This window comes from Nocardia sp. NPDC058114 (genome assembly GCF_042884695.1).
Taxonomy (GTDB): Bacteria; Actinomycetota; Actinomycetes; order Mycobacteriales; family Mycobacteriaceae; genus Nocardia.
The window spans coordinates 243,723-269,616 of sequence record NZ_JBHVTK010000008.1 but is presented as its reverse complement, the minus strand read 5'-3'; the positions used below and the strand labels follow the sequence as shown (position 1 = coordinate 269,616).

At 66.4% G+C, this 25,894-nt stretch carries 17 protein-coding genes and 1 CRISPR repeat array; of the genes, 11 read left to right on the top strand and 6 right to left on the bottom strand.

Annotated features, from left to right (window positions below):
* Window positions 1–4 precede the first annotated feature (4 nt).
* From casB to cas3, 3 genes are read right to left on the bottom strand one after another with little or no spacing between them, the layout of a single operon-like run.
* The gene (gene casB, locus ACFVVI_RS27340; RefSeq protein WP_387447424.1) at window positions 5–658 is read right to left on the bottom strand and encodes a type I-E CRISPR-associated protein Cse2/CasB; all 654 of its coding nucleotides are present in this window, start codon (window positions 656–658) and stop codon (window positions 5–7) included.
* A complete protein-coding gene (gene casA, locus ACFVVI_RS27335) occupies window positions 655–2,283 on the bottom strand; it encodes a type I-E CRISPR-associated protein Cse1/CasA (RefSeq protein ID WP_387447423.1) in 1,629 nt (542 codons plus the stop codon). The genes casB and casA overlap by 4 nt, the downstream gene beginning before the upstream one ends.
* On the bottom strand, window positions 2,280–5,036 hold the full coding sequence (gene cas3, locus ACFVVI_RS27330) for a CRISPR-associated helicase Cas3' (RefSeq protein ID WP_387447422.1): 2,757 nt from the start codon (window positions 5,034–5,036) through the stop codon (window positions 2,280–2,282). The genes casA and cas3 overlap by 4 nt, the downstream gene beginning before the upstream one ends.
* A 421-nt stretch (window positions 5,037–5,457) precedes the next feature.
* A CRISPR array of direct repeats spans window positions 5,458–7,073; the repeat unit is 29 nt; unit sequence GGGCTCATCCCCGCTCGCGCGGGGAGCAC.
* Between the two features lie 900 nt (window positions 7,074–7,973).
* Here cas3 and ACFVVI_RS27325 point away from each other — a divergent pair.
* On the top strand, window positions 7,974–8,582 hold the full coding sequence (locus ACFVVI_RS27325) for a hypothetical protein (RefSeq protein WP_387447421.1): 609 nt from the start codon (window positions 7,974–7,976) through the stop codon (window positions 8,580–8,582).
* A 1,718-nt stretch (window positions 8,583–10,300) separates the two neighbouring features.
* On the opposite strand, the gene ACFVVI_RS27320 is transcribed toward ACFVVI_RS27325, so the two are convergent.
* Window positions 10,301–12,478 (bottom strand): malate synthase G, encoded by a 2,178-nt coding sequence (locus ACFVVI_RS27320; protein WP_387447420.1) that lies wholly within the window; start codon window positions 12,476–12,478, stop codon window positions 10,301–10,303.
* A gap of 234 nt (window positions 12,479–12,712) precedes the next feature.
* Between ACFVVI_RS27320 and ACFVVI_RS27315 the strand changes: the two genes are divergently transcribed.
* From ACFVVI_RS27315 to ACFVVI_RS27275, 9 genes are all read left to right on the top strand, one after another.
* A complete protein-coding gene (locus ACFVVI_RS27315; RefSeq protein WP_387447419.1) occupies window positions 12,713–13,354 on the top strand; it encodes a TetR/AcrR family transcriptional regulator in 642 nt (213 codons plus the stop codon).
* Between the two features lie 2 nt (window positions 13,355–13,356).
* Window positions 13,357–14,646 carry an acyl-CoA dehydrogenase family protein gene (locus ACFVVI_RS27310; protein WP_378657790.1) on the top strand — a complete coding sequence of 430 codons (1,290 nt, stop codon included), beginning with the start codon at window positions 13,357–13,359 and terminating at the stop codon, window positions 14,644–14,646.
* Between the two features lie 42 nt (window positions 14,647–14,688).
* Window positions 14,689–16,842: a choline BCCT transporter BetT gene (gene betT / locus ACFVVI_RS27305; RefSeq protein WP_387447418.1), complete on the top strand. Its 2,154-nt coding sequence runs from the start codon at window positions 14,689–14,691 to the stop codon at window positions 16,840–16,842.
* A 10-nt stretch (window positions 16,843–16,852) separates the two neighbouring features.
* Window positions 16,853–18,367, top strand: a complete 1,515-nt coding sequence (locus ACFVVI_RS27300; RefSeq protein ID WP_379312260.1) for an aldehyde dehydrogenase family protein — start codon at window positions 16,853–16,855, stop codon at window positions 18,365–18,367.
* Window positions 18,364–19,917, top strand: coding sequence for a GMC family oxidoreductase (locus ACFVVI_RS27295; RefSeq protein WP_387447417.1), 1,554 nt, complete (start codon window positions 18,364–18,366; stop codon window positions 19,915–19,917). The genes ACFVVI_RS27300 and ACFVVI_RS27295 overlap by 4 nt, the downstream gene beginning before the upstream one ends.
* 40 nt (window positions 19,918–19,957) lie before the next feature.
* A complete protein-coding gene (locus tag ACFVVI_RS27290; protein ID WP_378991921.1) occupies window positions 19,958–20,188 on the top strand; it encodes a hypothetical protein in 231 nt (76 codons plus the stop codon).
* 59 nt (window positions 20,189–20,247) lie between these two features.
* The gene (locus tag ACFVVI_RS27285; RefSeq protein WP_378991919.1) at window positions 20,248–20,790 is read left to right on the top strand and encodes an HNH endonuclease; all 543 of its coding nucleotides are present in this window, start codon (window positions 20,248–20,250) and stop codon (window positions 20,788–20,790) included.
* A complete protein-coding gene (locus tag ACFVVI_RS27280; RefSeq protein ID WP_378991918.1) occupies window positions 20,787–21,041 on the top strand; it encodes a WhiB family transcriptional regulator in 255 nt (84 codons plus the stop codon). Before ACFVVI_RS27285 ends, ACFVVI_RS27280 begins: the two co-directional genes overlap by 4 nt.
* A 176-nt stretch (window positions 21,042–21,217) precedes the next feature.
* Complete coding sequence (locus tag ACFVVI_RS27275; RefSeq protein WP_387447416.1) at window positions 21,218–22,885, top strand: VWA domain-containing protein; 1,668 nt, start codon at window positions 21,218–21,220, stop codon at window positions 22,883–22,885.
* 19 nt (window positions 22,886–22,904) lie between these two features.
* Here ACFVVI_RS27275 and ACFVVI_RS27270 read toward each other — a convergent pair whose 3' ends face one another.
* Together ACFVVI_RS27270 and ACFVVI_RS27265 are read right to left on the bottom strand one after the other, a co-directional pair.
* Window positions 22,905–23,759 carry a virginiamycin B lyase gene (locus ACFVVI_RS27270; protein WP_387447415.1) on the bottom strand — a complete coding sequence of 285 codons (855 nt, stop codon included), beginning with the start codon at window positions 23,757–23,759 and terminating at the stop codon, window positions 22,905–22,907.
* Window positions 23,743–25,230: an ABC-F family ATP-binding cassette domain-containing protein gene (locus ACFVVI_RS27265; RefSeq protein WP_387447414.1), complete on the bottom strand. Its 1,488-nt coding sequence runs from the start codon at window positions 25,228–25,230 to the stop codon at window positions 23,743–23,745. Before ACFVVI_RS27265 ends, ACFVVI_RS27270 begins: the two co-directional genes overlap by 17 nt.
* A gap of 61 nt (window positions 25,231–25,291) precedes the next feature.
* Here ACFVVI_RS27265 and ACFVVI_RS27260 point away from each other — a divergent pair, with 61 nt between their 5' ends.
* A complete protein-coding gene (locus tag ACFVVI_RS27260) occupies window positions 25,292–25,882 on the top strand; it encodes a TetR/AcrR family transcriptional regulator (protein WP_387447413.1) in 591 nt (196 codons plus the stop codon).
* The last annotated feature ends 12 nt before the right edge of the window (window positions 25,883–25,894 follow it).

The window sequence follows — 25,894 nt, the reverse complement described above, 5'->3', positions numbered from 1 at the left end:
CGGGTCACTGGTCTTCTCCGGTTTCTGGGGTAGCAGAGTGGGTGGTCGGTGCGAGGTTGCGGTGGTAATCGCGACCCCACGAGAGCAGAACCTGATCGGCGTATCGACCGGTCTCGAGCTTGTACAGATCCACCGCGAGACGCGCGTAGTCGAGCGGGATCTGGAACGCACGCAGCTGACCGATCAGCCCACGCAGATAGGTCAACCGTGCGTCATGATCTTGGGCGGTACCAATCACATGGAATCGCGACCGCACCGCGTCCTCGGCCCCGGCCGAGGTTCCGAGTCGACGCACCGCACGTCCCAGACTGGTGAAGTCGCGTCGGTGCATCGGCTGCACACGCGACTGCTGGTGCAACGCGTGCACGGTCATCGCGTCGTAGGCGGCCAATTCCCACGCCGTCGGTTCTGCCTCGGTACTGCTCGGACCGCGGCCAGCGGACTCCCACGGCGAGACGGGCAGACCGTCGAGGGTCAGTGCCCACAGCTCCGGCAGACGACCGGGCGGCGCACCGATTCCCCGGCGCAGCTTGGCCATATCGGCCAGCGCGCTGCTCTCACGGCGGAGATAGGCAGCTTGGCGCCGCGAAATACCTTGGTGGACATACTCTTCGAGCGGCCCGTACCGGGTGGTGGTGGAAGGTTGTGTCGAGGTCATACGAGGTCTCCGTCGTCATCGGTAGGTTCGAAGGCGCCCGGCACGGCCTTGCGGAGCTGGGCCCGGTACATGATCGAGGCAAGTCCGGAATCGAGCCATCGGGCATCGACCTTGCGCCCGACCCACGCGGGCTTGCCCGCAGCGCTCATGGCATCGGCAGCGAGTTGGTCGATGATCGGGCGCACGATCTGATGCCAGACACGCAGCTCCTCGTCGAAGGTGTCGTTGCGTGGATCCAGCCCGGCCAACCATCGTCGAAACGGTGCTTCCAGCGCGAAGTAGCCCTCCTCGCGCGCCCGGGTCCGCGGCCCGTCCGTGTCGCCACCAGCCGCACGAGTGAGGTTCGCGGCCAACCAACTCAACGCCGATACCGCTTCGTCGGCGCAGTCCACGGCACGCACCGCACAAGAGCGCAGGACGGGATTGGACAATAAACCCACGCGGAAACCGATGGTGTCGTCAACCACTTCGCCGACAACGGATTGCTGGTTGATGTAGTGCATACCGACCGCGTGCAATCGGATGGGATGGGTGGGATCCAAGACATCGTCGTCAACGAGCTGCTGGGCCCAGTGCACGACACCGGCGGTGATGTTGCTGCCCGCGGTCGACTCACTGGTGGCGAGGTCGTTGAGCATCGAGCTCATTCCGCGCCACAACGACCGTTCCGGATCATGGGTGCGAGGGTAGTGGCGGGTTTTGCCGGCCTTCTTGGTTTGGATGTCGCTGTAGCGCCACCCGCTCATGGGTTCCAGTCGGTGCTGGTTGAACGGTTCGAGCGGGTCCCCGTTGCACAACACGACACCGGTGACCTGGTTCTCGTTGGCTACCAATCGGATTCGACGGCTCTGCCAGGTCGACAGATCCGCGGGCCCTGTCGGTATCGGGTCCGTGCGCACCCCGGGTCCGTCGGGTTCGCGTTCCCAGGCCGGGACATCGTCGCTGCGGTAGCGCTCGCCGTTGATGTCGAGCAGAACGAGGTTCAGCAGTAGCGTTTCGCGCAACGTCGCGCCCTCGAGGAACACACCACCCAATGCTCCGGCGAAGCCGACGCCGATGGGGTAGCCCTTGTTGTTCTTCACTCGCGGGTCACCGACCGCGCCGGTTTTGATCCCGGAAGGGTCGAACCCGTGCGCGTGGACCAACCACCGGGCGGCCTCGGCGAAGTCGATCTGTTGCAGATGACGGCCCGCGCGGGTGGTGAAGTACTTGGCTCCGTTGGGCACATCCGCGATCAGTTTGTCGAGCGGGCCGACAGTGTCGCCGGCGGCTTTGAGTCCGGCGACCTGGAAGAACGGTTGCTGCGCGTTGAAGAGCTCGAAACGCCCCCGGTGGGTGTCGAGGTAGAGATCGATCTCGGTGACCGGCAGGCTGTCGCACTCCCACAACGAGGACCACACATCCACCGCCATGCCTGGCCTGTCGGCGATGCTGCGACGCAGGATCGCCAACAGGACACGCAGAATCGCGAAAGACTGGGTAGGGACCTCGCCGACGATGCCGGAGAGCTCCGATGCTCGGTGCAGCACCTCGCGCACGGAAAGCACTTCGACTTTCGCGGACCGGTCGACCACTTCGATCCAGGGGTCCTCGATGAGGTTGAGTCCCGCTGTCGCCGTTGTCATGTGTCGGTGCCTGTTTCCTTCTTCGGTGTCACGACCAGCCCCAGGATTGGGTCATAGGCCACGAGGTATCCGGCCAGCTCGGTGCTCAGATCTTCGTCCAGTTCCAAGACGAGTTCGCCTGCCAGCCAGTGTGATTGCTGCCAGCCCGGGTAGAAGGTGTCCTCGAGAGTTCGCAGGACCACGCTCATCCGGTTGTAGCGGGTCAGGAACGGTGGCAGTCGGATCGTGCACTGCGCCAGCGTTTTCGCCAGCTGCGGGTCCGGGCAGGCATCGGTGGGAACGACCTTGCCTCCCACCTGCGCGACAGTCGGTAGGACGCGGACCTCGTCGCCGATCCGCTGCACGACGATCGCTTCGATGCTGTCCTCGGCGTCACGGACCTGCGCTTGGCCACCGACCCCGTCGGCATCGTCGCGCACCCCGGCGACCAACCAGTCGCGAATGGTCGGGTTCTCTGTGCGTGGCGGGCCGAGCAGATAGTCACTGGCACGTTTGCGCTGATCGGCCACGTGCAGCGCCCACGCCGACTCCGCGTCTGCGAACACCTCCTCCCACCCCGCAGGAACAGTGAAATGTTCGGCGTAGGCATGCGATACCAGGCCGGGAATGTCGGCCGGAATGTCCAGCCCGGGCCCCTGCCGACCTGTCAACACGGCAGCCGCACGCAGCAAACGTGCTCGGCCGTAGACCTTTTCGCATCCCTTGTCCAGTTTCGGGGGCACCGTTGCCCAGTCCGCGCCGCGGATCCAGCAACGGGGCATGCTTACCCGTTCGGGGCGGGTCGAGCGCAGGTGACGGTGCAGTCGGCCGATTCTCTGCAGGATCAGGTCCACCGGTGCCACATCGGTCACCAGCAGATCGACATCGATATCGAGGGACTGTTCGATCACCTGCGTGCCGATGACAATCAACCGCGACGGTCGGTCATCGGCACCCGGCGGTCCGAGCAGCCGACGCAACCGCGCCTCGTACCGGGCACGATCGACCGACACGAACCGCGAATGAAGCAGCAACACCTCACCAGCGTCGAACCGACCTTCCGCGGTCATCACCTCATACAGGTGCTGGGCCCGGGCAACGGTGTTGCACACCACCCCCGCCGTCCCACCCTGAGAAAGAACCTCCGCCAACCGGCTGGTCAACAACTCATCATCGTCGGCGACGAAATCGAGCTCGACACCGTCGATCGACCGCCCCGACGGCGCCACCACACACGACAAGTCAGCATGAGGCCACACCGAGATCGCGGGATAGCCCACAACATCGAGATCGATGGGCTCGGCCACCTCTGGGCGGCCACGTCGGTAGGCATCCAACAAGGCCGCACGCTGCGTCGGTGGCAGTGTCGCTGACAACAACAACACTGGAACCCGGTACGCGCCAAGCCATTCCAACACCCGACACAGGTACGTCGACATGTAACTGTCTGCGGCGTGGACCTCGTCGATCACCACAATCTTGTTCGCCAACCCCAGGTGCCGCAGCATCACGTGACGGGTCTTGAGTGCACCTCGCAACACCTGATCGATCGTGCCGACAACAAAATTCGCCAGCGGTCCCTTCTTCCCGACGAACCAACCATGCGCCAGCACCGCGCTGTCTTCGCAATCGGACCCGATATCAACAAAGCTTCGCTGCTTCAGCTGCGTGAAGTCCTCGTTCAACGCCGATTTGCCATGCGCCAACACCATGCTGCCGGGCCGACCCGACACCGCGTCGACCCACTGCCGCACCCGTGCGAACATCGCATCCGAGGTCGCCATCGTCGGCAACGCAACGAACACCCCTCCAGCACCGAACCTTTCAGCAAGTACCTCGGCGGCAAGCAGAGCAGCTTCGGTCTTACCCTCCCCCATCGGCGCCTCGATGATCATCAACCCCGGCTCGGACAACTCGCACGCGATCCGCAAGCATTCCTGCTGCAGTGGCCGCATCGGATCATCACGAACGAACCGGGACCGAAACAACTCCTGCCGGGCAACGAGGGAATCCCTCGCCGCACCGACCGGTGACCAGGCTTCGGGCAGCCCGAGCACCTTCCATGCTTTCGCGGCCTCAACGCTGGACACACGTGCACTGTCCAGCGGAAACAACTCTTGGTTACTAGCGATCCAGTCGGTCACGATCACCGCCGCGGTCATCAGCACCTGCTGCATCGTCGACAGCCGGACCGTCGCCCAGTCCGCGACACGATCCGCAGCACCTGTCCTGTCAGTCACGAACGTAATCAACTCGCGGCGAGCGTCATCCCACTGCTGTCCACCCCATAACGAGCGTCCACCGTTGGTTGCCGCCTGGATCTGTCCTACTGTCGGTGGAGCACCGTGATGGCTTCCAACGATCACCGCATACGTCGACGCCACACGTTTCGACCACCCCAGCATTTCGAGGTATTTCCCGAACGCGATCTGCCCGGCCAACCCGTGCGGCAACAACTTTCGATCCACCGGCAACCCTGCCGCCGGCAACCCGTGGTCGTGCATCCGATCGAACAACTCCGGGACCTGGCAAGCGAAACTCGGGGTGAGCTTGCCGAGGTCATGCATGCCCGCCAGCCAACAGAACAACACTCGCGCATCTGCAAGTCCCCCGGGCAGACCATCGGCCAGCAACGACCGGACGTGGTGGGGCAACCACTGATCCCACACCAGACCAGCTACTGCCACCGAGTCCGCAGAATGACGAAACAGCGACAGACTGCCGCCCTCCCGATCGCTCTTCGCCCACGCCGACAACACCGCCGACGAAACCATGACACCCCCTCGCTAACCCGACCGATCAACGCGAAGAGCCGACCATACCCACACCCACCGACAACTACACTCCCCCTTCAGAACTCAGCCGGACTTTCGCTCCTGCAGACCTGCCCCGGGACCGGTCGGCCAGGTCAGACTGTGAGCGATCCGGCGTGACCCACCATCACGATACGAACTCACGGAATGCCCTGGTTGAGCACGTCTCGACCCAGGAAACCGCAGTTCTCTACCAAGCCCGATCCGGGTTTCCAATTTCGTGGAAGCAGCGCGCCCACCCTCACCGAAATTCACTGTCAATGAGCCTAGACTTTAGTATTCCAACCACCGCTGCCGCCATCGAGGCGAAGTTGGTTGGTCTGCACCCCTCCCGCTCTCGCAGGGACCACGGACGATCTTCGGCCACCAGGCACCCATCCAGGGCTTCATCCCCGCTCAAGCGGGGAGCACTGCAGGTCCGGTCTCCTCCATTTGGCCAGCCGGGGCTCATCCCCGCTCGCGCGGGGAGCACATCACCAGCGCCAACCACCGAAGTCGGCGTGTCGGCTCATCCCCGCTCGCGCGGGGAGCACTCACGATCCGATCAACACACCACCCTTGGGTTGGGCTCATCCCCGCTCGCGCGGGGAGCACCCGATGCCCCTTACCGACTGGATCGGCCCTCTGGGCTCATCCCCGCTCGCGCAGGGAGCACCGGTCGACGACTATGTTCGTGCGCTCCACTCGAGGCTCATCCCCGCACGCGCGGGGAGCACCGCACCGGCGGTAATCCCGTCCTGCGGTGGGTGGGCTCATCCCCGCACGCGCGGGGAGCACCGCACCGGCGGTAATCCCGTCCTGCGGTGGGTGGGCTCATCCCCGCTCGCGCGGGGAGCACCATCGCTGCTCGGATTCCACTGCGCTCCCTGGGGGCTCATCCCCGCTCGCGCGGGGAGCACGGCCAGGGCGGGGTGAACTCCAGGTCGACGTTGGGCTCATCCCCGCTCACGCGGGGAGCACCCCGTCACCGACCGCCTCGAGCCGATGGCGCCGGGCTCATCCCCGCTCGCGCGGGGAGCACACCTAGCATTGGATGAAGGTGGGCGTAGTCTCGGGCTCATCCCCGCTCGCGCGGGGAGCACTACCCCGGTCATGCCCTTCTCGAGCGCGGGCAGGGCTCATCCCCGCTCGCGCGGGGAGCACCGGCTCGCCTCCTCCGGGCGCGCGCCAGACCGGGGCTCATCCCCGCTCGCGCGGGGAGCACAGAGCCGGATGAGCGCACCCGTGGTCGATCCAGGGCTCATCCCCGCTCGCGCGGGGAGCACCGTAATCCCGTGGGAGTGCACCTATCCGGGCCGGGCTCATCCCCGCTCGCGCGGGGAGCACTCTTCCGGGCTTCCCTCTGGAGTCGGTTCGTGGGGCTCATCCCCGCTCGCGCGGGGAGCACGAATGCTTCAAGTTCGTTGACGGCGCTACCGCGGGCTCATCCCCGCTCGCGCGGGGAGCACCCAACAGGCAAGCCCGCCGCCTCTGCCGCTTTGGGCTCATCCCCGCTCGCGCGGGGAGCACTCGGATTTCAGGCATGGCGGGTCGTCTCCTCGGGGCTCATCCCCGCTCGCGCGGGGAGCACGATGACCCTGCTCAGCACGCAGGTGCACACCCGGGGCTCATCCCCGCTCGCGCGGGGAGCACTCCAAGCCCTCCTGGGTCAGGCCGAAGGTTCCGGGCTCATCCCCGCTCGCGCGGGGAGCACCGGTCCCGGCTCGGTGCACCGATCACCAGGCTGGGCTCATCCCCGCTCGCGCGGGGAGCACCGTAGCCGCGCGGCCGGCGGTCGCGGAATGTTGGGCTCATCCCCGCTCGCGCGGGGAGCACGAGGGCGTCGGCGCGCTGTACCCGTACTTCATGGGCTCATCCCCGCTCGCGCGGGGAGCACGCCGGGGCGAGGGTTATGGGCGGTGAGCTGATGGGCTCATCCCCGCTCGCGCGGGGAGCACGCAGGTCGAAGTATCACCGAGGGGTGAAAACCGGGCTCATCCCCGCTCGCGCGGGGAGCACACTAATCGACCTGCACGTTTACACGCCGATCGCCCGATTTACATTCACTTTCGAACGGACCCATCTCACCGACTCTCTCCTAGGCCCCACATCTCAACATCCAAGTATCGACCTACCCGCCAGCGCAACCAACCCTGCCGCAGCAGTCTGCTCAGACAGAACTACACAGACCAATCCGGCACAAGATCCCGTGGTGGGGCTCATCCCTGCCAAGAAGCCGATCGTGGAGTACGGATCGGGTGGCTGAACCTGGTTCGTGCAGGATCAGCGCCTGGCCACCGAGAAGCCGCCCGAAACAGGAAACCAACAGAACATGCAGGAAGAGGACCCGAGCCGGTGCATCAGTTATAGGACACAGCAATGTGGCACCGGTATGCGCAGTGCAGCGGCGGAGGACCCGAAACCGCCAACAACGCACCCGCAGGGGTGGGTGATGGCCCTACCACCCGACACCGATCTCAATAGGTTGTTCATGGGATCTACGCGCACCGAACGATGACCTGACGTCCGACTTTGATCTCGTCGACCAGGGGTCGACAGCAGCAAGAAAGCGCCGAAGCTCCGAGGTCGGGAAAGGATTTCGCGGTCGGGTTGGCGGACGGCATCTGAAACGGTGAGAACCGGACTGGCTGAGCAAGGTGATTCCCAAGATCGACGCTGCGCCGCGCCGCCGGCGCTCGTCGGCAGACAGCAGCACGGTTCGACCGCGGCGGCCGCGACAGCTAAGTCGATGCCGAGCCCCCTGACCGAAAAGCGACAACACGCAGGCTATCTCGAGCTTCCCTAATTTGCCCCACACTCCGAGCAGCAGATAGCGTCCTACCGAGCGCTTACCCCCGTTCGGGGTCGGCCTGCACGGCTCGACAGGCGATAGTCAATCACTTGATACATCATCTGCTGGTGGATCAAGATCAAATCGAGACTCAAGTCGGCGAGCTCGCCCAAAGGTTCGGGGTGCAGGCCCCGCAGGTCGAACTGGGCAACGCACCGGACTGGTGCGTGGACGGAGTACACCCCCGCTTGACCGTCGAGCAATTCGTCTTGGTCATCGGACCCCGATACGACGAGTTGTCCCCCCTCCAGCAACGAGGTGCACTGGCCGAAGCGATCGTCAGCGCCGACTTACAGCGGGCGGGACGTTTCGCGCCCGTCATCGCTGCGTTGATGTTGCTGGGTGTGTTGCACCCTGCGATGAGCTACCTCGCCGAATACGCCACAGGACTCGGCATTCTTCCGGAGATTCTATGGTGGCAGGTTCTCGCTCTGGTGCTCGTCACCTACGGTGTGTCAGCTGTCGCGATTCACGTGTTCTGGTCTCGGCGGATCATTTATCGACTCGACCGTCGGATGGCGGATGTCCTGGGCGCAGAGATGGTGTCCTCAATGCTCGACCTCGACGAACGCAGCCGACGCCGCGCCCGGGGGCTCAAGGGCATCACTCTCAAGTTCTTATGGCCCAGTAAAACTCGCCGCGAGCGGCGGATCGAATCGGGCCGTCGCGACGACTGACCAGGTGAGTGAGAGAGCCCCGGCGCACACCTGCATTTCAGATACCAAACCGAACTGTGGCACGGCTCGCCCAGGATTGCATACTCGCTACATCGGTCGAGCAACTCGACCGCCAACATTGGCAGCCGTGCGCGTTCGCGTTCCTCCCAGTCCACACGCTCGGTCACGACGACTGCATCGCTGGCGGAGCACATCGTCTCGGCGAGTTCACGGCCCGCTTGACGCACCCCTCACAGCACCCCGTCCGCCCGCCGCCGACAGCGCAATCACGGCGATGCACAACTGAGGACGAGCGCCCTCATCCGCCAAACCAGACCTGCACAGGCGGGCCGTTCAGCGCGCATCACTACCGGTAATGAACTAGATGACCCTGAGCCGCAGCGCCGTTCGGCGCCAACGGTCACATGCCGATGGGAGCGGCAGCCGACAGGATGGTCTTTCGGGCAGGGGAACTCGTCGCAGGATATGTTCCTTCGCTGATTCCACGCAGCCGTTCCGCTGATCGCGATCATCGCCACGATGATCAGGATGATCACAGCCATCAATTCAATGGCGTTCTCTCGCAGGGGCACTCCTGCATTCATGCACCACAACCGATCCTGGAGGCACGCGGTCACCACCGCGCCAGGGCACGCGGGTTCCACGCGATCGCGAACCACGAGCCCCCTAGTACTCGTAGACCCCGGGTCGAGTACCGGGCTTGTTTGCTGTGATCTTCCAGGCGCCGGGCCCGGATCCGCCTCCCAGTTCCGCCGCGCCAGCAGATCTGCCAGGCCCAGGTCACGAATAGCGACTAGCGAACCGGCAGCAGCGCTGAGTTACTGACGACTCTCATCATCGCCCACCTGTCACTTTCGGTAGCGCAATTACCTTGACCTTGAGCCGACCGAGTCCGGGAGGTCCAGGAGAGGAAGCGTAGATCGAACCTATGGCACGCGATGACCCGTACCGGACACAGTTTCTGCATGAACCACGCCCATCGTTGTGCTTGATGGTTTCGTAGCACGGGCGTGTACGCAGAATCTGCCGCCGAACTGCGGGGACAGATTTACGCCGATCGGGTCCAGATCTCCAGCGGCCGACCCGGAACTGCCATACGCGCCACGCATTTGGGCCCGAGGCCTTCCCCACTCGACAGCCAATGTATGTAACCGAGGATGATTCCCGACGCCGAGAGGGAACCAACACAATATGCCTAGATACGCATATCTATGTTAGACAATAGCTCTACTGGTTCGACAGGCCCATGAGCCTGCTGCGACGGACACGTCCCACTTGATGCAAGCGAATGGTTGACGTTTCAGAGCATAGACAGTTAGCTGTCTGATTGCTATGTGCTGCAATTCCCCCGCGCGTCGTACTCCGACACGCCGACGACCGGGCAACTTCAAGGCGAGCGTCAACCCATGCACTCGCCCAAGTATCGGGGACTCCGAAAGTCTGCGAAACGGTCCTGTAGCCGATACCGGGCGGCCACAACCCATGCCGCATTGCCGCAACGTCAGCCCAAAGGAGAGACGCGAACCCACTGGTAGATCACTTCTGCGGACGATGTCAGCGCGTTCTGCCTGTGACCGTTTTTGTGACCGTTTTGAGCGTGACGAGCCGGTATCCCAGGTGATCTCCGGTGACGGCAGAGGCCCCGCCTCGGATGTCTCCGACACGGGGCCTCGAACGAAAAGAGCTGCTATGAGCTACTTTTCATGCAGTCGACACCACTACTTCTGCGCGGCCTTGAACTCACGACGACGCCGGTGCAGGATCGGCTCGGTGTAGCCGTTGGGCTGCGTGGTGCCTTCCAGGACCAGTTCCTTGGCGGCCTGGAACGCGATGTTGTCATCGAAGTTCGGGGCCAGCGGGCGGTAGGTCTTGTCGTTCGCGTTCTGGCGGTCGACGACCGGGGCCATCCGCTCGAGGCTGGCGATCACGTCGGCCTCGGTGACGATGCCGTGGCGCAGCCAGTTGGCGACCAGCTGGCTCGAGATGCGCAGGGTGGCACGGTCTTCCATCAGGCCGATGTCGTTGATGTCGGGCACCTTGGAGCAGCCGACACCGTGATCGATCCAGCGGACCACGTAGCCCAGGATGCCCTGGGAGTTGTTGTCCAGTTCCTGACGCTTCTCCTCGTCGGTCCAGTCGGTGGACTGGGCGAGGGGGATCTCGAGGATCTGGTCGACGGTGGCGCGCGGGCCGCCCTTGGCGATCTGCGACTGCTGCTTGAACACGTCCACCAGGTGGTAGTGGGTGGCGTGCAGAGTGGCAGCGGTCGGCGAGGGCACCCAGGCAGTGTTGGCGCCGGCCTTGGGGTGGCCGATCTTCTGCTCGAGCATGCCCGCCATCAGGTCGGGCATGGCCCACATGCCCTTGCCGATCTGCGCCTTGCCGGGCAGACCCTTGGCCAGGCCGGTGTCGACGTTCCAGTCCTCGTAGGAGGTGATCCAGGTCTGGGCCTTCATCTCGGCCTTGCGGACCATCGGCCCGGCCTCCATGGAGGTGTGGATCTCGTCGCCGGTGCGGTCGAGGAAGCCGGTGTTGATGAACACCACGCGGTCCTTGGCGGCCTCGATCGACGCGGCGAGGTTGACCGTGGTGCGGCGCTCCTCGTCCATGATGCCGACCTTGAGGGTGTTGCGGGTCAGGCCGAGGACGTCCTCGATCCGGCCGAACAGCTCGTTGGTGAACGCGGCCTCGTCGGGGCCGTGCATCTTCGGCTTCACGATGTAGACCGAGCCGGTGCGCGAGTTGAGGCGAGTGTTGTCACCGTTGAGCGAGTGCACGGCGATCAGCGAAGTGATCAGGCCGTCCAGGATGCCCTCGCCGACCTCGTTGCCCTCGGCGTCGATGATCGCGTCGGAGGTCATCAGGTGACCCACATTGCGCACGAACAGCAGCGAACGACCGTGCAGGACCAGCTCGGAACCGTCGAGCGCGGTGAACACGCGGTCGGGGTTCATGGTGCGGGTGAAGGTCTTGCCGCCCTTGGAGACTTCCTCGGCCAGGTCGCCCTTCATCAGGCCGAGCCAGTTGCGGTAACAGACGACCTTGTCGTCGGCGTCGACCGCGGCGACCGAGTCCTCGAAGTCCATGATCGTGGTGAGCGCGGACTCCAGGACGATGTCCTTGACACCGGCGGTGTCGGTGGAGCCGATCGGCGAGGTGGCGTCGACCTGGATCTCGATGTGCAGCCCGTTGTGCTTGAGCAGGATCGAGGTCGGGGCCTCGGGATCGCCGAGGTAGCCGACGAGCTGCGACGGGTCGGCCAGGCCGATGTCGGTGCCGTCTTCCAGACCGATCTCGAGCTCGCCGTCGACGATCTTGTAGTACGCCGAGCCGAGGTGCGAACCGGTGATCAGGGTGACCGCGTCGTCGAGGAAGTTGCGGCCCCACTCGATGACCTTGTCGCCGCGCACGCGGTTGTAGCCGCTGCCCTTCTCCGCGCCGTTGGCCTCGGGGATGGCGTCGGTGCCGTAGAGCGCGTCGTAGAGCGAGCCCCACCGCGCGTTGGCGGCGTTGATCGCGAAGCGCGCGTTCATCACCGGCACCACGAGCTGCGGGCCCGCGGTGGTGGCGATCTCGGTGTCGACGTTTTCGGTGGCGATCTGGAACGCGGCCGGCTCAGGCTTGAGGTAGCCGATCTCGGTCAGGAACTGCTTGTAGGCGGCCTTGTCGTAGCCGGTGCCCGGGTTCTCGCCGTGCCAAGCGTCGAGCTTGCCCTGGAACTCGTCGCGCTCAGCGAGCAGAGCGCGGTTACGCGGGGCGAGGTCGTTGATGATCTGCTCGGCGCCGGCCCAGAACGCGGCGGAATCTACGCCGGTACCGGGGAGCGCCTCGTTCTCGATGAAATCGTGAAGAACGCTCGCCACCTGGAGCCCGCCGACCTGAATCCGCTCTGTCATCTACTGCCTCACTTTGGTGAAAACCGGGTGGGAAAAGTCGATGTCATGTTACCCGTGGGTAGAGGTGACACCTCGTGTGGGTTCGAACGCCCTGCGGCCTCCGTCCATTCCGCCACGCCGAGCCACCGAGGTCGGAGGCATGGGCGCGGCGGGTCACCCCTTGATTGTAGGTGCGCAGGCAATTAATGTACTGATCGGAACATTAAGTCGCGTGCCGGACCGAACGGAGGCGCCGTGACCACCGAACCGGTATCGCCCGTGCGCCGTCGCGGACGCCCTCGTGCCACCGAGCGCGCCGACACCCGCGAGCGGATCCACGACGCCGCGCTCGAGCTGTTCGCCGAACGCGGATTCCACGCCACGGGCGTGGCCGAGATCGGCGCGAGAGCCGACGTCCAGCGGGGTGCGCTGTACTACCACATCGGTTCCAAGGAAGACCTGCTGTGGGCGATCCTGCGCGACTACACCCGGCTGCTGCTCGCCGACGCCGAACGCATCATCGAGGCCGATGCCGACCCTGTCGAGACCCTGCGCCTGCTGATTCGCAGTCACGTCGAGCTGATCGTCACCCATCGGCGCGCGGTGGCCGTGCACCTGCGTGACGCCGACGCACTCACCCACGAACACGCGGTCGTGCTCCAGCAACTGCGCGATCGGCTGCAGCGCCACTGGCAAGACGTGATCGACGCGGGCCACGCGGCCGGTCAACTACGCACCGCCGACCACATCGTCACCAACGGCATGCTCGGCATGCTCAACTCCCTGGGCTACTGGTACCGCGAGCGCGGCTCCCATTCCCCCGCCGAGATCGCCGACATCCTCACCGACACCGTCCTGTCCGGGCTGCGCGCCACGGGCGACAACACGAAAGGCTGACCATGGCTTGGGATTTCGAGACCGATCCGGAGTACCAGCGCAAACTCGACTGGGTAGCGGAGTTCGTTCGCACCGAGGTCGAGCCCCTGGATCTGCTCTACCCCAACCCCTACGACCGCGCCGACCCCGAGATCCGGGCGCTGATGCGGCCGCTGCAGCAGCAGGTCAAGGATCAGGGCCTGTGGGCCTGCCATCTCGGTCCCGAGCTCGGTGGTCCCGGTTTCGGCCAGCTCAAGCTGGCACTGCTCAACGAAGTGCTCGGTACCTCGATGTGGGCGCCGCTCGTGTTCGGTTGTCAGGCACCGGATTCGGGCAATGCCGAGATCCTGGCGCACTTCGGCACCGAGGAGCAGAAGGCGAAGTACCTGCAGCCGTTGCTCGACGGCGAGATCGGCTCCTGCTACGCGATGACCGAGCCCACCGGCGGCTCCGACCCGACCGCGTTCCGCACCACCGCGGTGCGCGACGGTGACGAATGGGTCATCAACGGCGAGAAGTGGTTCAACTCCGCCGCCGAATTCGCCACCTTCCACATCGTGATGGTCGTGACCGACCCCGAAGCCGAACCGCACCAGCGGTTGTCGATGTTCATCGTGCCCGCCGATGCGCCCGGTCTCGAGCTGGTGCGCAACTTCACCGTGCCCGGGTTCAGCGAACACGAAGGGCATCTGCGATTCACCGATGTCCGGGTGCCCGCCGATCATCTGCTCGGCGCGGAAGGCGCCGGGTTCATCGTCGCGCAGACCCGGCTCGGCGGCGGACGCGTGCACCACGCGATGCGCACGGTCGCGTTGGTACGCAAGGCCTTCGACATGATGTGTGAGCGCGCGGTGTCGCGCCCGGCCCGCAAAGGTGTCGTCGGCGGCTTCCAGATGACCCAGGAACGCATCGCCGACAGCTGGATCCAGATGGAGCAGTTCCGCCTGCTGGTCCTGCGCACCGCGTGGCGCATCGACCAGGCCCAGGATTATCGCGCCGTCCGCAAGGACATCGCCGCCATCAAGATCGCCATGCCGACCGTCATGAACGACATCGCCCGCCGCGCACTGCATCTACACGGCGCGATGGGCGTGAGCACCGACCTGCCCTTCCTCGACATGACCACCTACGCCGAGGTCATGGCCATCGCCGACGGCCCGACCGAGGTGCACAAGATCACCCTCGCCAAGGAAGTGCTCAAGAACTACGCGCCGGGAGATCCGGTGTATCCGAGTGGCTACCGGCCGGCGCTGCGCGAACAAGCCCGCGATCTGGTGGCGCGCAGGCTCGAACACGAGGTCGGCAACCACTGAAGGTCCCCGATCGCGGGGTAGGCACGAACTAGCCTGCCTCGCATGGGTGGTGTCAGCAATCCCGGGGACAACGGCACGCAACGATCACCTGCCGGGACCGAGGACGAAGCGGTCCCGGCACATCCGGTCGCGAATCGTCGTTCGGTCAACAAGCCGGTGTTCCTCATCGCGGCGGGCGCCGTGCTGGCCTTCGGGATCTGGGCACTGGCCTCACCGTCGAGCGCCGAGACCATCGTCGGCGAGGTCAAGACGTTCACCACCACCTGGTTCGGGTGGTGGTACTTCGTGCTCGCCACGGCCATCCTCGGCCTCGTCGTTTTCCTCGGCGCCAGCCGGTACGGCCGCTACCGGCTGGGACCGGAGGAGTCACGGCCGGAGTACAGCCTGTTCTCCTGGACGTCGATGCTGTTCGCGGCGGGTATCGGCATCGACCTGATGTTCTTCTCGGTCGCCGAGCCCGTCTACAACTACCTGCGTCCCCCGCTGGGTGAGCCGGGCACCAACGAAACGGCCCGCAACGCGGTGGCCTGGACGATCTTCCACTACGGCATCACCGGTTGGGCGATGTACGCGCTGATGGGCGGTGCACTCGCCTACTTCGCGTTCCGCCACAACCTGCCGCTGACGATCCGTGCCGCGCTCTATCCGATCTTCGGCAAGCGCGTACACGGCCGGTGGGGCGACGCGATCGATGTGGCCGCGGTGCTCGGCACCATCTTCGGCATCGCCACCTCGCTGGGCATCGGCATCGTCCAGCTCAATTACGGACTGCACCAGATGTTCGGGATCCCCCAGGGCAAGGCCGCCCAGATCGGGCTGATCGCACTGTCGGTGGCCATCACCACGATCTCCGCTACCACCGGCGTCGACAAGGGCATCCGGCGATTGTCGGAGCTCAATGTCATCATGGCGATCGCGCTGCTGATCTACATCCTGGTGGCGGGCAACACCGATTTCCTGCTCAACGGCCTGGCCCAGAACGCGGGCGACTACCTGTCGACCTTCCCCGACCGGACCCTCGACACTTTCGCGTGGGAGCGCAACCCCGAGACGGCGAACGCGCCGTCGACCTGGCTGGACAGCTGGACGTTGTTCTTCTGGGCGTGGTGGGTGGCCTGGGCACCGTTCGTCGGCCTGTTCCTCGCGCGCATCTCGCGCGGACGCACGCTGCGCGAGTTCATCTTCGGCGTGCTCGTCGTGCCGTTCAGCTTCACCCTGATGTGGATCTCGATCTTCGGCAACAGCGCGCTCGAGGTCGCCAGGGACGACCGAGCCTTCGCCGAGAAGACCGCGGACCGAGCCGAACTCGGCTTCTACTCGCTGCTCGAGAAATATCCCGGCGCGACACTGTTGCTCGGCGTCGCGACCATCACCGGGCTGCTCTTCTATGTGACCACCGCCGATTCCGGGTCGCTGGTCATGGGCAATTTCACCTCGAAGCTGCCCGATCCGATGGCCGACTGTGCCACCGGCACCCGCATCTTCTGGTCGGCCGCGATCGGCGTGCTCACCCTGTCGATGCTGTTCGCCGGTGCGGGCGGGTCCATCACGACCCTGCAGAATGCCACCATCATCATGGGGTTGCCGTTCTCGTTCGTGTTGGCGCTGATCGGCATCGCGCTGCTGCGCGCTGTCCGCAACGAGTCGTTCAAACTCGACAGCTACCGCACCTCGTTGCCCAAGGCTTTCGCCGCGGGCCGTGGACCGGCCGAACTCAGCAGTTGGCGTCGCCGGTTGCTCTCGACCATCAACTACCCGGGGCCCGCGGCCACCCGCAAATTCATCAGCGGCACCGTCGATCCGGCGATGCACGATGTCGCCGCGGAGTTCGAGCACATGGGTATGACGGCGACCATCGACGATTCCCAGTCCAACGAGGGTCTGCCGTCCCCGCGCCTGCTGGTCGATCAGGCCAGTGAGCCCCGGTTCGAGTACGGCATCTGGCCGGTCTCGGCACCGGCCCCGACCTATGCCGTGCTCGCGCAACGGTCCGGGGATCGCTACTTCCGCTGCGAGGTCTACCTGGCCGAGGGGTCGCAGGGCTACTCGCTCAACGGCTACAGCCGCGAGCAGATCATCGGTGACATTCTCGACCAGTACGAACGCCACCTCGGCTATCTGCACCTGCGCCGCGCGGCGAGCGATCACCACGAGCCCGAATCCGGCGACGTCGACAGCACCGACCGCGAACTGTGAAGGGATCAGCATGAGCGACACTCTCTATATCGACGGTTCCTGGCGACCGTCAGCGTCCGGGCAGACGCGCGAAATTCGCTGCCCGGCAGACGATTCCCTCGTCGGGGTCGTCGCCGAGGCCGGCCGCGACGACACGGTCGCCGCGATCATCGCGGCCCGGCGGGCCTTCGACGAAGGCCCGTGGCGCCGCACCGGCGCCGCCGAGCGGGGCGACCTGCTGCTGCGGGTCGCCGACGCGATCGACGCGCGACGAGACGAGTTCGTGCGCGCCGAGACCCTCGACACCGGCAAGCGCCCCTACGAGTCCGACATCGACATGTCCGACATCGCGAACTGCTTCCGGTATTTCGGCAAGCTCGCCGCCGACGACGCGGGCCGGATCGTCGACGCGGGCTCCCCTGACATCGACTCCCGCATCGTCTACGAACCGGTCGGGGTCTGCGGGTTGATCACGCCGTGGAACTACCCGCTGTTGCAGGCGGCCTGGAAAGTCGCCCCAGCGCTGGCGGCAGGCAATACGTTCGTGCTCAAACCGGCTGAACTGACTCCCCACACCGCGATTCTGCTGATGTCGGTGCTCGATGACCTCGGCGTGCCCGCCGGGGTGGCCAATCTCGTGCTCGGCGCGGGCGCCACCGCGGGTGCGCCGCTGTCCGAACATCCCGATGTCGACCTGGTCTCGTTCACCGGCGGGCTCGCCACCGGCAAGATCATCGCGCGCGAGGCGGCCGCCACGGTCAAGAAGGTGGCACTCGAGCTGGGCGGCAAGAACCCGAATGTCGTCTTCGCCGACGCCTGCGACACCGACGAACGGCTGGCCGCCAGCGTCGACAACGCACTGAACGCGGCCTTCCTGCACTCCGGTCAAGTGTGTTCGGCGGGCGCGCGCCTGGTCGTCGAGGAATCGGCACACGACCGTTTCGTCGACGAGTTGGTGCGCCGCGCAGAGCAGATCCGGCTCGGCTTGCCCTTCGCCGAGGGGACCGAAACCGGGCCGCTGATCTCGGCCGCCCACCGCGACAAGGTGAACGCCTATGTCGAGCAGGCCCGCGCCGAGGGTGCCGTCATCCGCACCGGTGGCGCGTTCGCCACCGGCGACCGAGGCTCCGGAAATCTCGACAACGGGTGGTTCTACCTGCCGACCGTCATCGACGACGCCACCCGCGCGATGGCGTGTGTGCACGACGAGGCTTTCGGGCCCACCGTGACCGTGGAGACCTTCACCACCGAAGACGAGGCCGTCGCCATCGCCAACGACACCGAATACGGGCTCGCGGGCGCGGTCTGGTCCGGTGATGCCGCGCGCGCCCGCCGCGTCGCCGCCCGGCTGCGGCACGGCACGGTGTGGGTCAACGACTTCGGGCCGTACCTGCCGCAGGCCGAGTGGGGCGGTTTCGGTCGCTCGGGTGTCGGGCGCGAGCTCGGTCCGTCCGGCCTGCACGAGTATCGCGAGGCCAAGCACGTCTACGAGAATCTCCGGCCGGGCGTCACCGGCTGGTTCGCCGATCGGGAGGAACAGCGGTGACCACATACGATTACGTGATCGTCGGCGGCGGCTCCGCGGGAGCGGCCGTCGCGGCACGATTGTCGGAAGACCCGTCGGTGACCGTCTGTCTACTCGAGGCGGGACCGTCCGATGTCGACGACCCGGCCGTCCTGCGACTCGATCGCTGGATGGAACTGCTGGAATCGGGCTACGACTGGGACTACCCGATCGAGCCGCAGGAGAACGGCAATTCGTTCATGCGCCACGCCCGCGCCAAGGTGCTCGGTGGCTGCTCCTCGCACAACAGCTGCATCGCGTTCTGGGCTCCGCGTGAAGATCTGGATTCCTGGGAACGCGAGCACGGCGCCACCGGGTGGGGTGCGGACTCGGTGTATCGGCTGTACCCGCGGATCGAGACCAACGACGCCCCCGGCGAGCACCACGGCCGCGGCGGCCCGGTGCACATCATGACGGTGCCGCCGCACGATCCGTGCGGTGTCGCCTTGCTCGACGCCTGCGAGGCGGTCGGTATCCCGCGCGCCGAGTTCAACGCGGGGCGCACAGTCGTCAACGGCGCCAACTTCTTTCAGATCAACCGGCGAACCGACGGAACGCGCTCGTCGTCGTCGGTGAGCTATCTGCACCCTCACCTCGACCGGCCGAACCTCACCATCCGGACCGGCGCGTGGGCCAAGAAGATCGTGATCGAGAACGGGCGGGCCGTCGGGGTCGACATCACCGACAACGCGTTCGGCCGCACCACCCGGATCACGGCGAACCGTGAGGTGATCGTCTCCGCCGGCGCCATCGACTCGCCGAAGCTGCTCATGCTCTCGGGCATCGGGCCCACAGTTCACCTGCGCGAGAACGGCATCGAGGTGGTCGTCGACTCGCCCGGTGTCGGCGCGAACCTGCAGGACCACCCGGAGGGTGTGATCGGTTTCGAGACGACACGACCGATGGTGGACAGCTCCACCCAGTGGTGGGAAGCGGGTATCTTCACCCCGACCGAGGACGGCCTCGACCGGCCGGACCTGATGATGCACTACGGCAGTGTGCCTTTCGACATGCACACACTGCGGCAGGGGTATCCGACCGCCGAGAACACCTTCTGCCTGACGCCGAATGTCACCCATGCCCGCTCACGCGGCACGGTGCGCTTGCGCTCGCGCGATTTCCGGGACAAGCCGAAGGTCGACCCGCGCTACTTCACCGACCCCGACGGTCACGATATGCGCGTGATGATCGCCGGTCTGCGCAAGGCACGCGAGATCGCCGCGACCGCACCGCTGTCGGATTGGGTGGCGCGTGAGCTGTATCCGGGGCCGGAGGCGCAGACCGACGCCGAACTCGCCGATTACGTCCGCCGAACCCACAACACCGTTTACCACCCCGTCGGCACGGTCCGCATGGGCGCGGTCGACGACCCGATGAGCCCCCTCGACCCCGAGTTGCGAGTCAAGGGCGTCGAGGGTCTGCGCGTCGCCGACGCCTCGGTGTTCCCCGCGCACACCACGGTCAATCCGAATATCACCGTGATGCTCGTCGGCGAACGCTGCGCCGAACTGGTCGCCGCCGATCGGACGTAGGTCAGCCGAGGACCGGCCCGTCCCCGCGCAGCAGAACTCTGTGCCCCGAAATAAATCAGCCGACATTTCGGACACGGTGTGCCACCATGATTTCACGCAGGTGATTCGCATCGGGCGAGGAACCGACGAGCAGCATCGAGAGGAGGAGACGGCCGTGAAACAGCAAGCGCCACAGCGAGAATCGGATAAGACCTTTCGCCGCGCGAGTTCGGTCCATCGCGCGATGCGCCTGGATATCGATGGCTCCGGCCGTTTCCTGATCGTGGCCTGACCGGCCCGACCCTCCTCCGCTCCCGACGTTCACACCTCTCTCGAAACATGGTGATTCCCATGCTGATTCGTCATGCCGTCGACCCGACGGCGCCCGCTCCCGACACCTGGATACACACGAGGGTGCTCGTGCTCAATGCCAGCTACGAGGCCCTCGACGAGATCACCGCCGATCGGGCCGTGACCTTGCTGATCAGCGGCGCCGCCGAGACCGTGATCGAGCGGGCACCCCGGTTCCCGATCCGCTCGCAGCATCTGGTCATCGCGTTGCCCGAGACGATCCGGCTGGTGCGCTACGTCTACCTGGCGCACGTCACGCCGATCGGTGACGACAGCCGCGCCACCCTGGCCGGCGTGTTGCGTCGCGACAAGCACCGCTGCGGCTACTGCGCCGACTGGGCGCACACCGTCGACCACATCCGCCCCCGCAGCCGGGGCGGACCGAACACCTGGGGCAATCTCGTCGCCTGTTGCGCACCGTGCAATTCAGGCAAGGCCGACCGCACCCCGGAAGAGGCGGGGATGCGGCTGCTGTGGGAGCCCAAGGCTCCCGACCCGCTCGCTCGCAAGCAGCGCCGGATCTGGAAGGAGTACGCGCCGTGACCACCACCGACCTCGCACTGACCGAACTGCTGACCCTGTCCGATTCGGGGCAATGGCACCGCGCCGCCTGCCGTGGTGACCCCAACCACGAGGCGTGGTTTCCCTACCCGTCGCAGGACTTCGACTACGCCCGCAAGATCTGCGCCGGGTGCCCGTTGCTCGCGGGGTGCGCGGAGTACGCGGCACAGACGGGTCAGTCAGGGGTGTGGGGTGGTCGTGAATACGATCGCGGCCGCGTGATTCGCGCGTGACCGGCAGCGCCGGGTGTCCGCTGTGGCACCCGGCTCTGCGCGTCCGGCACGCACTGCACGGTTGCATGCGCTGCCTCGACCGAGGCTGACCACTCTTGTCACCTGCTGTGACCTGCGGCGATGCGCACCGGTATGCGCTGTGCTGCGGTTGCGCGCGGTGTCCTTAAACTTGCCGCGTGGGTACGCATCGCAACGGGACCAGTTCTCGAAGTATCAGCAAGGGTCCGGTTATCGCGGCATCGGCAATCGTGCTGGTGATCGTCGCCGTCTTCGCCTGGGTCCAGCTCAGCGATCGTGCGGCGACCACCGATGTCGCGGCCGCCGCCGAGTGCGTCGAGGGGGCCTCACAGCTCGACGTCACCGTCGATCCGGCGATCTCGGGCCCGGTGCGTGCCGCGGCCGACCGGTTCAACGCGACCAAGCCTCGGGTGCGCGACCACTGCGCGCAGGTGAAGGTGTCGGCCCGCCCGTCGAGCGCGCTGGTCGCCGGTCTCGCCGACACCACGAAATGGGATCCGGGTCTCGGTCCGCAGCCGGGGCTGTGGATCGCCGATTCGAGCCGGTCGATCGAGCTGGTTCGGGTGCCGGGTCTGATCGAGGGCACACCCGCCTCGATCGCCACCAGCCCGATCGTGCTCGCCGTGCCCGATGCCCTGCGTCAAGCGCTCGAACAGCATCAGATCTCCTGGGCCGACCTGCCACGACTGCAGCAGGGCTCACTCGACGAGGTCGGCCTGTCCGGCTGGGGTGGGCTGAGCATGGCACTGCCCGCCGGTGACGCCACGACCGCCGCCGCCGCGTCCATCGGCGCGGCGATCTCGGGCACCGAACCGTTGACCGAGCAGGCCGCCAAGTCGGGTCAGGTCGTCGCCGCGATCTCCGGGCTCGCCGCCGGCGCGCAGGCACCGGCCGACTTGATGACCGCCATGTCGGAGATCAGCGCGAATCCCCTCGATGACGATGTGCACGCGGTCGCCGCGACCCAGCAGCAGCTCGGCACCGAGGGTCTCACCGCGTTCCGGCCGGTCGGCAGCGCGCCGCTGGCCGATTATCCCGCCGCGCTGATGTCGGGTCCGTGGGTCGACAAGACCCAGAATCTGATCGCGTCACGATTCATCGACTTCCTGCGGGCCCCGGAGCAGGCGGGTGCGCTCGCCACCGAGGGCTTCGGGCCCGCCATCGGTTCGGCACCGGCGAATCCGCCGCGCGCGGCACTGGAGAAGGTGCAGTCGACGCTGGCCAACCCGGTGCTCGGGGTGAACGCGACGGTCCTGCTCGACGTGTCGTCGTCGATGGGTACCGCCGAGGGCTCGACCACCCGGCTGTCGAACGCGATTGCCGCGGTCGCCTCCACCCTGCAGGTGATGCCGCCCGACTTCGGGCTCGGCCTGTGGACGTTCGGCAAGAACCTCGACGGCACCACTCCGTACAAGGTGCAGGCGGCCACCGAGCTGCTCACCGATTCCCAGCGCAATGCGGTCGGCTCGGCGGTCACCGCGGTGAAGCCGAGCCAGCTCGCCGCGGATCAGGCCTATCCCAGCCTGCTCGCCGCCTACCGCGCGGCGGTGGCCGGTTACTCCCCCGGTCGCACGAATTCGATTCTGCTGATCACCGACGGTCCCGACGACGATTCGACGCTGACCGGCACCGCGCTGGTCGACGAGATCACCGCCGCGACCAAGTCGGGCAAGCCCATTCGCATCGACATCGTCGTGGTCGGCGGCCAGGGCACCCAAACCCTGCAGACCCTCGCCGACCAGACCGGCGGGACCTACACCCGCATGCCGACGAGCAACGACCTCGGCTTCGGGACCGCGGTCGTCAAGGCGCTGACCACGCCGTAGGTCACCGGCACGGCGGCCGCTACAGGGAAACCCGCACCAGTGCACCGGATTCCATCGCTACCCAGAGGTCACCGGCAGCGTCGACGGTGAGTCCGTGCGGTTCGGCGCCCGGTAGGTCGAGATGAGTGATCGTGCCGTCGGTGGTGATCCGGCCGAGACGGCAGCTCGCCCACTCGGTGAACCACAGCGCACCGTCGGGGCCTGCCACGATCGCGTGCGGGCGGGCGTCGGTCGCCGGGAGCGCGAATTCGGCGACGGTACCGTCGAGGTCGATGCGCCCGATCGCACCCGCGCCGATTTCGGTGAACCACAGTGCGTCGTCGGGGCCCGCGGTGATGCCGACCGGCGCGGCCGCGGGCGTGGGGATCGGGTAGACGCGCAGCGCGAGGTCGGTGTCGACGCGGGCGATCGCGTTGCCCTGGTTCACCGTGAGCCACAGCGCCCCATCGGGCCCGGGCGTGATCATCGAGGGCATACCGTCGACCTCGACGCGCGTGAGGTTGCCGTCCGCGGCCAGCCGCCCGACCCGACCCGCCTGTAATTCGGTGAACCAGAGCGCTCCGTCCGGCCCGGCGCACGCACCGTAGGGACCTTCCACGGACAGGCTCGTCACCCCACCGTCGACGGTGATCCGCCCGAGCCGACCACCCTGGAACTCGGTGAACCACAGGTCATTATCGGAACCGGCGACGATCACCGTCGGTTGCCCGTCGGACTGCGCGAGCGGATAGGACCGCACGATCCCCTCCGCGCAACGTCCGATCACACCCTGCGTCACCAGCGTGAACCACAGCGCCCCGTCGGGCCCGACAGTGATCCCGTACGGAGCGCCGGGCACGTCGATCACTTGCACGATCTCAGCCAAAGTCCTCAATTCCCTTCTGTATTCCGCGGAAACGGCGGCGCAGCGCCCGGTCGTGCGACACCACGACCACCGCACCCCGATACTCGCTCAGCGCGCGTTCGACTTCCTCGACCAAGGTCAGCGACAGGTGGTTGGTCGGCTCGTCCAACAGCAACAGGTCGTGTTCACCGGCGAGCACACCGGCCAGCGCGAGCCTGCGCCGCTGACCTTCCGAGAGGGTACCGACCTCACGATCGAGCAGTTCGGGGGCGAACAGCCCTGTCGCCAGCAATGAATCGCGCCCGAATCCGTAGGTGTCGGTGACACTTCGGGCCGGATCGAAGCGCTCGTCCTGGCGCAGGTAGCCGATGCGTCCCGGTGCTGCCGCGTGGATCGCGTCGAGCAGTGTCGACTTGCCCGAACCGTTGGGTCCGTGGATCAGCAGCCGCTCGCGCGGGCCGAGCGTCAGCGCGCCGAGGTGGAACTCCACGCCGCTGCCTGCCGTGAATCGGCCGCGGAACCGCAACGGTTCGGGTGGTCGCGGCACCGGGTCCTCGCGCAGCCGGCGCAGGCGCTCGGCCGTATTGCGCACCCGCGACGCGACCGAGCTCTGCACCCGCCCGGCATTGCGGTCGTAGGCCATCTTGTTGTTGTCGGTCATCGCGCGACCCGGCGCGACCTGCTGGGCAGTGCTCGTGGCGAACTCCTCGAGCCGCCCGATCTCGCTGCGCCACTGCGCATAGGCCTGTTCCCAGCGAATGCGTGCGGCCGCCTTCGCCGTCAGGAATCCGGTGTAGCCGCCGCCGAAGCGGGTCAACGCGCCGTCGGCGACCTCGAGCACCGCGGTGACCACCCGATCGAGGAAGGTCCGGTCGTGCGAGACCAGCACGACTGTGCCCTGATGGGTGCGCAGGCGGTGTTCCAGCCAGGTGAGCGCGGCGTCGTCGAGGTGGTTGGTCGGTTCGTCGAGCAGGAGCACCTCCGGCGAGGCAGCGAGCAGGCAGGCCAGCCCGAGGCGGGCCCGTTCGCCGCCGGACAGGCTGTCGAGCGGTCGGTCACGGCCGATACCCGCCACTCCGAGTCCGTGCATCGACGCGTCCACCCTGGCATCGGCGGCGTAGCCGTCGCGCGCCTCGAAACGGGCGAGCAGCGCGCCGTAGCGGTCCATGTCCTGCGCTTCGGCGGCGGCTTGCATGCCTGCCTCGAGTTCGCGCAGTTCGGCCAGCGCCAGTTCGATGGCCGCACCGACCGTGTCGCCGGGCAGTGTTTGCGCGAGGTGGCCGATCCCGCCCTCGGCGGTGACGGTGATCGTGCCCGCGTCGGGTCGAGCGAGCCCGGCGAGCAGGTCGAGCAGCGTCGATTTGCCTGCGCCGTTCTCGCCGACGATACCGACGCGTTCACCGGGCCGGATCGAGGCCGAGATGGTGTCGAGCACGGGCCGGTCCGCATAGGACTTCGAGACTCCGCGCAGGGACAGTTGAGTGGTCAAACAGTGCTCCAATCGCTACTCGTGTAGCTTTAACAGTACAAAACCGCGACAGCTAACGCAACAGGAGTTGTTTTTGGAACCACAACGACGCCCCGGCGGACGCAGCGCCCGAGTCAGGGAAGCCGTTCTCGACGCGACGGCGGACGAACTCGCCGAGCGGGGCTACCAGGACCTGAGCATGGAAGCTGTCGCTCAGCGCGCCGGAGTGCACAAGACCACCGTCTATCGGCGCTGGCGCGGCCCGGAGGGGCTCGTCGCCGACGCGCTCGAGCGCGCCTCGCAACAGCCATGGCCGATCCCCGATACGGGCACCCTCACCGGAGATCTCCGTGCGCTGACCGAATTGCTCCGACAGGGCTTCACCGATCCCGAATCAGGATCGCTGGCAACAGCTTTCATCGCAGCAGGCATGCAACATCCCGAGGCCGCCGACGCGCTGCGCGGCTTCTACGCGGCGAGACACGACGAGGCGGCGGCGATCGTGGCGCGGGCGGTCGCGCGCGGTGAAGTCGACCCGGAGGTCGACGCCGCCGAGATCGTCCGGCTCGCGGTCGCACCACTGTTCCACCGGCTGTTCATCACCCACGAACCCGTCACTGCCGACCAGGCGCGCCGAGCCGCCGACGTGGCCGCCGCGCTGGCGAGAACACCGATCGGCACCTGAATCAGCTTGCGC

Bases quoted from the DNA above. Each gene is read 5' to 3' on its own strand.
- ACFVVI_RS27300 (WP_379312260.1), top strand. From the start codon at position 16,853: ATGAGCGACACTCTCTATATCGACGGTTCCTGGCGACCGTCAGCGTCC.
- ACFVVI_RS27320 (WP_387447420.1), bottom strand. From the start codon at position 12,478: ATGACAGAGCGGATTCAGGTCGGCGGGCTCCAGGTGGCGAGCGTTCTT.
- casB (WP_387447424.1), bottom strand. From the start codon at position 658: ATGACCTCGACACAACCTTCCACCACCACCCGGTACGGGCCGCTCGAA.
- cas3 (WP_387447422.1), bottom strand. From the start codon at position 5,036: ATGGTTTCGTCGGCGGTGTTGTCGGCGTGGGCGAAGAGCGATCGGGAG.
- betT (WP_387447418.1), top strand. From the start codon at position 14,689: ATGGGTGGTGTCAGCAATCCCGGGGACAACGGCACGCAACGATCACCT.
- casA (WP_387447423.1), bottom strand. From the start codon at position 2,283: ATGACAACGGCGACAGCGGGACTCAACCTCATCGAGGACCCCTGGATC.
- ACFVVI_RS27285 (WP_378991919.1), top strand. From the start codon at position 20,248: ATGCTGATTCGTCATGCCGTCGACCCGACGGCGCCCGCTCCCGACACC.
- ACFVVI_RS27310 (WP_378657790.1), top strand. From the start codon at position 13,357: ATGGCTTGGGATTTCGAGACCGATCCGGAGTACCAGCGCAAACTCGAC.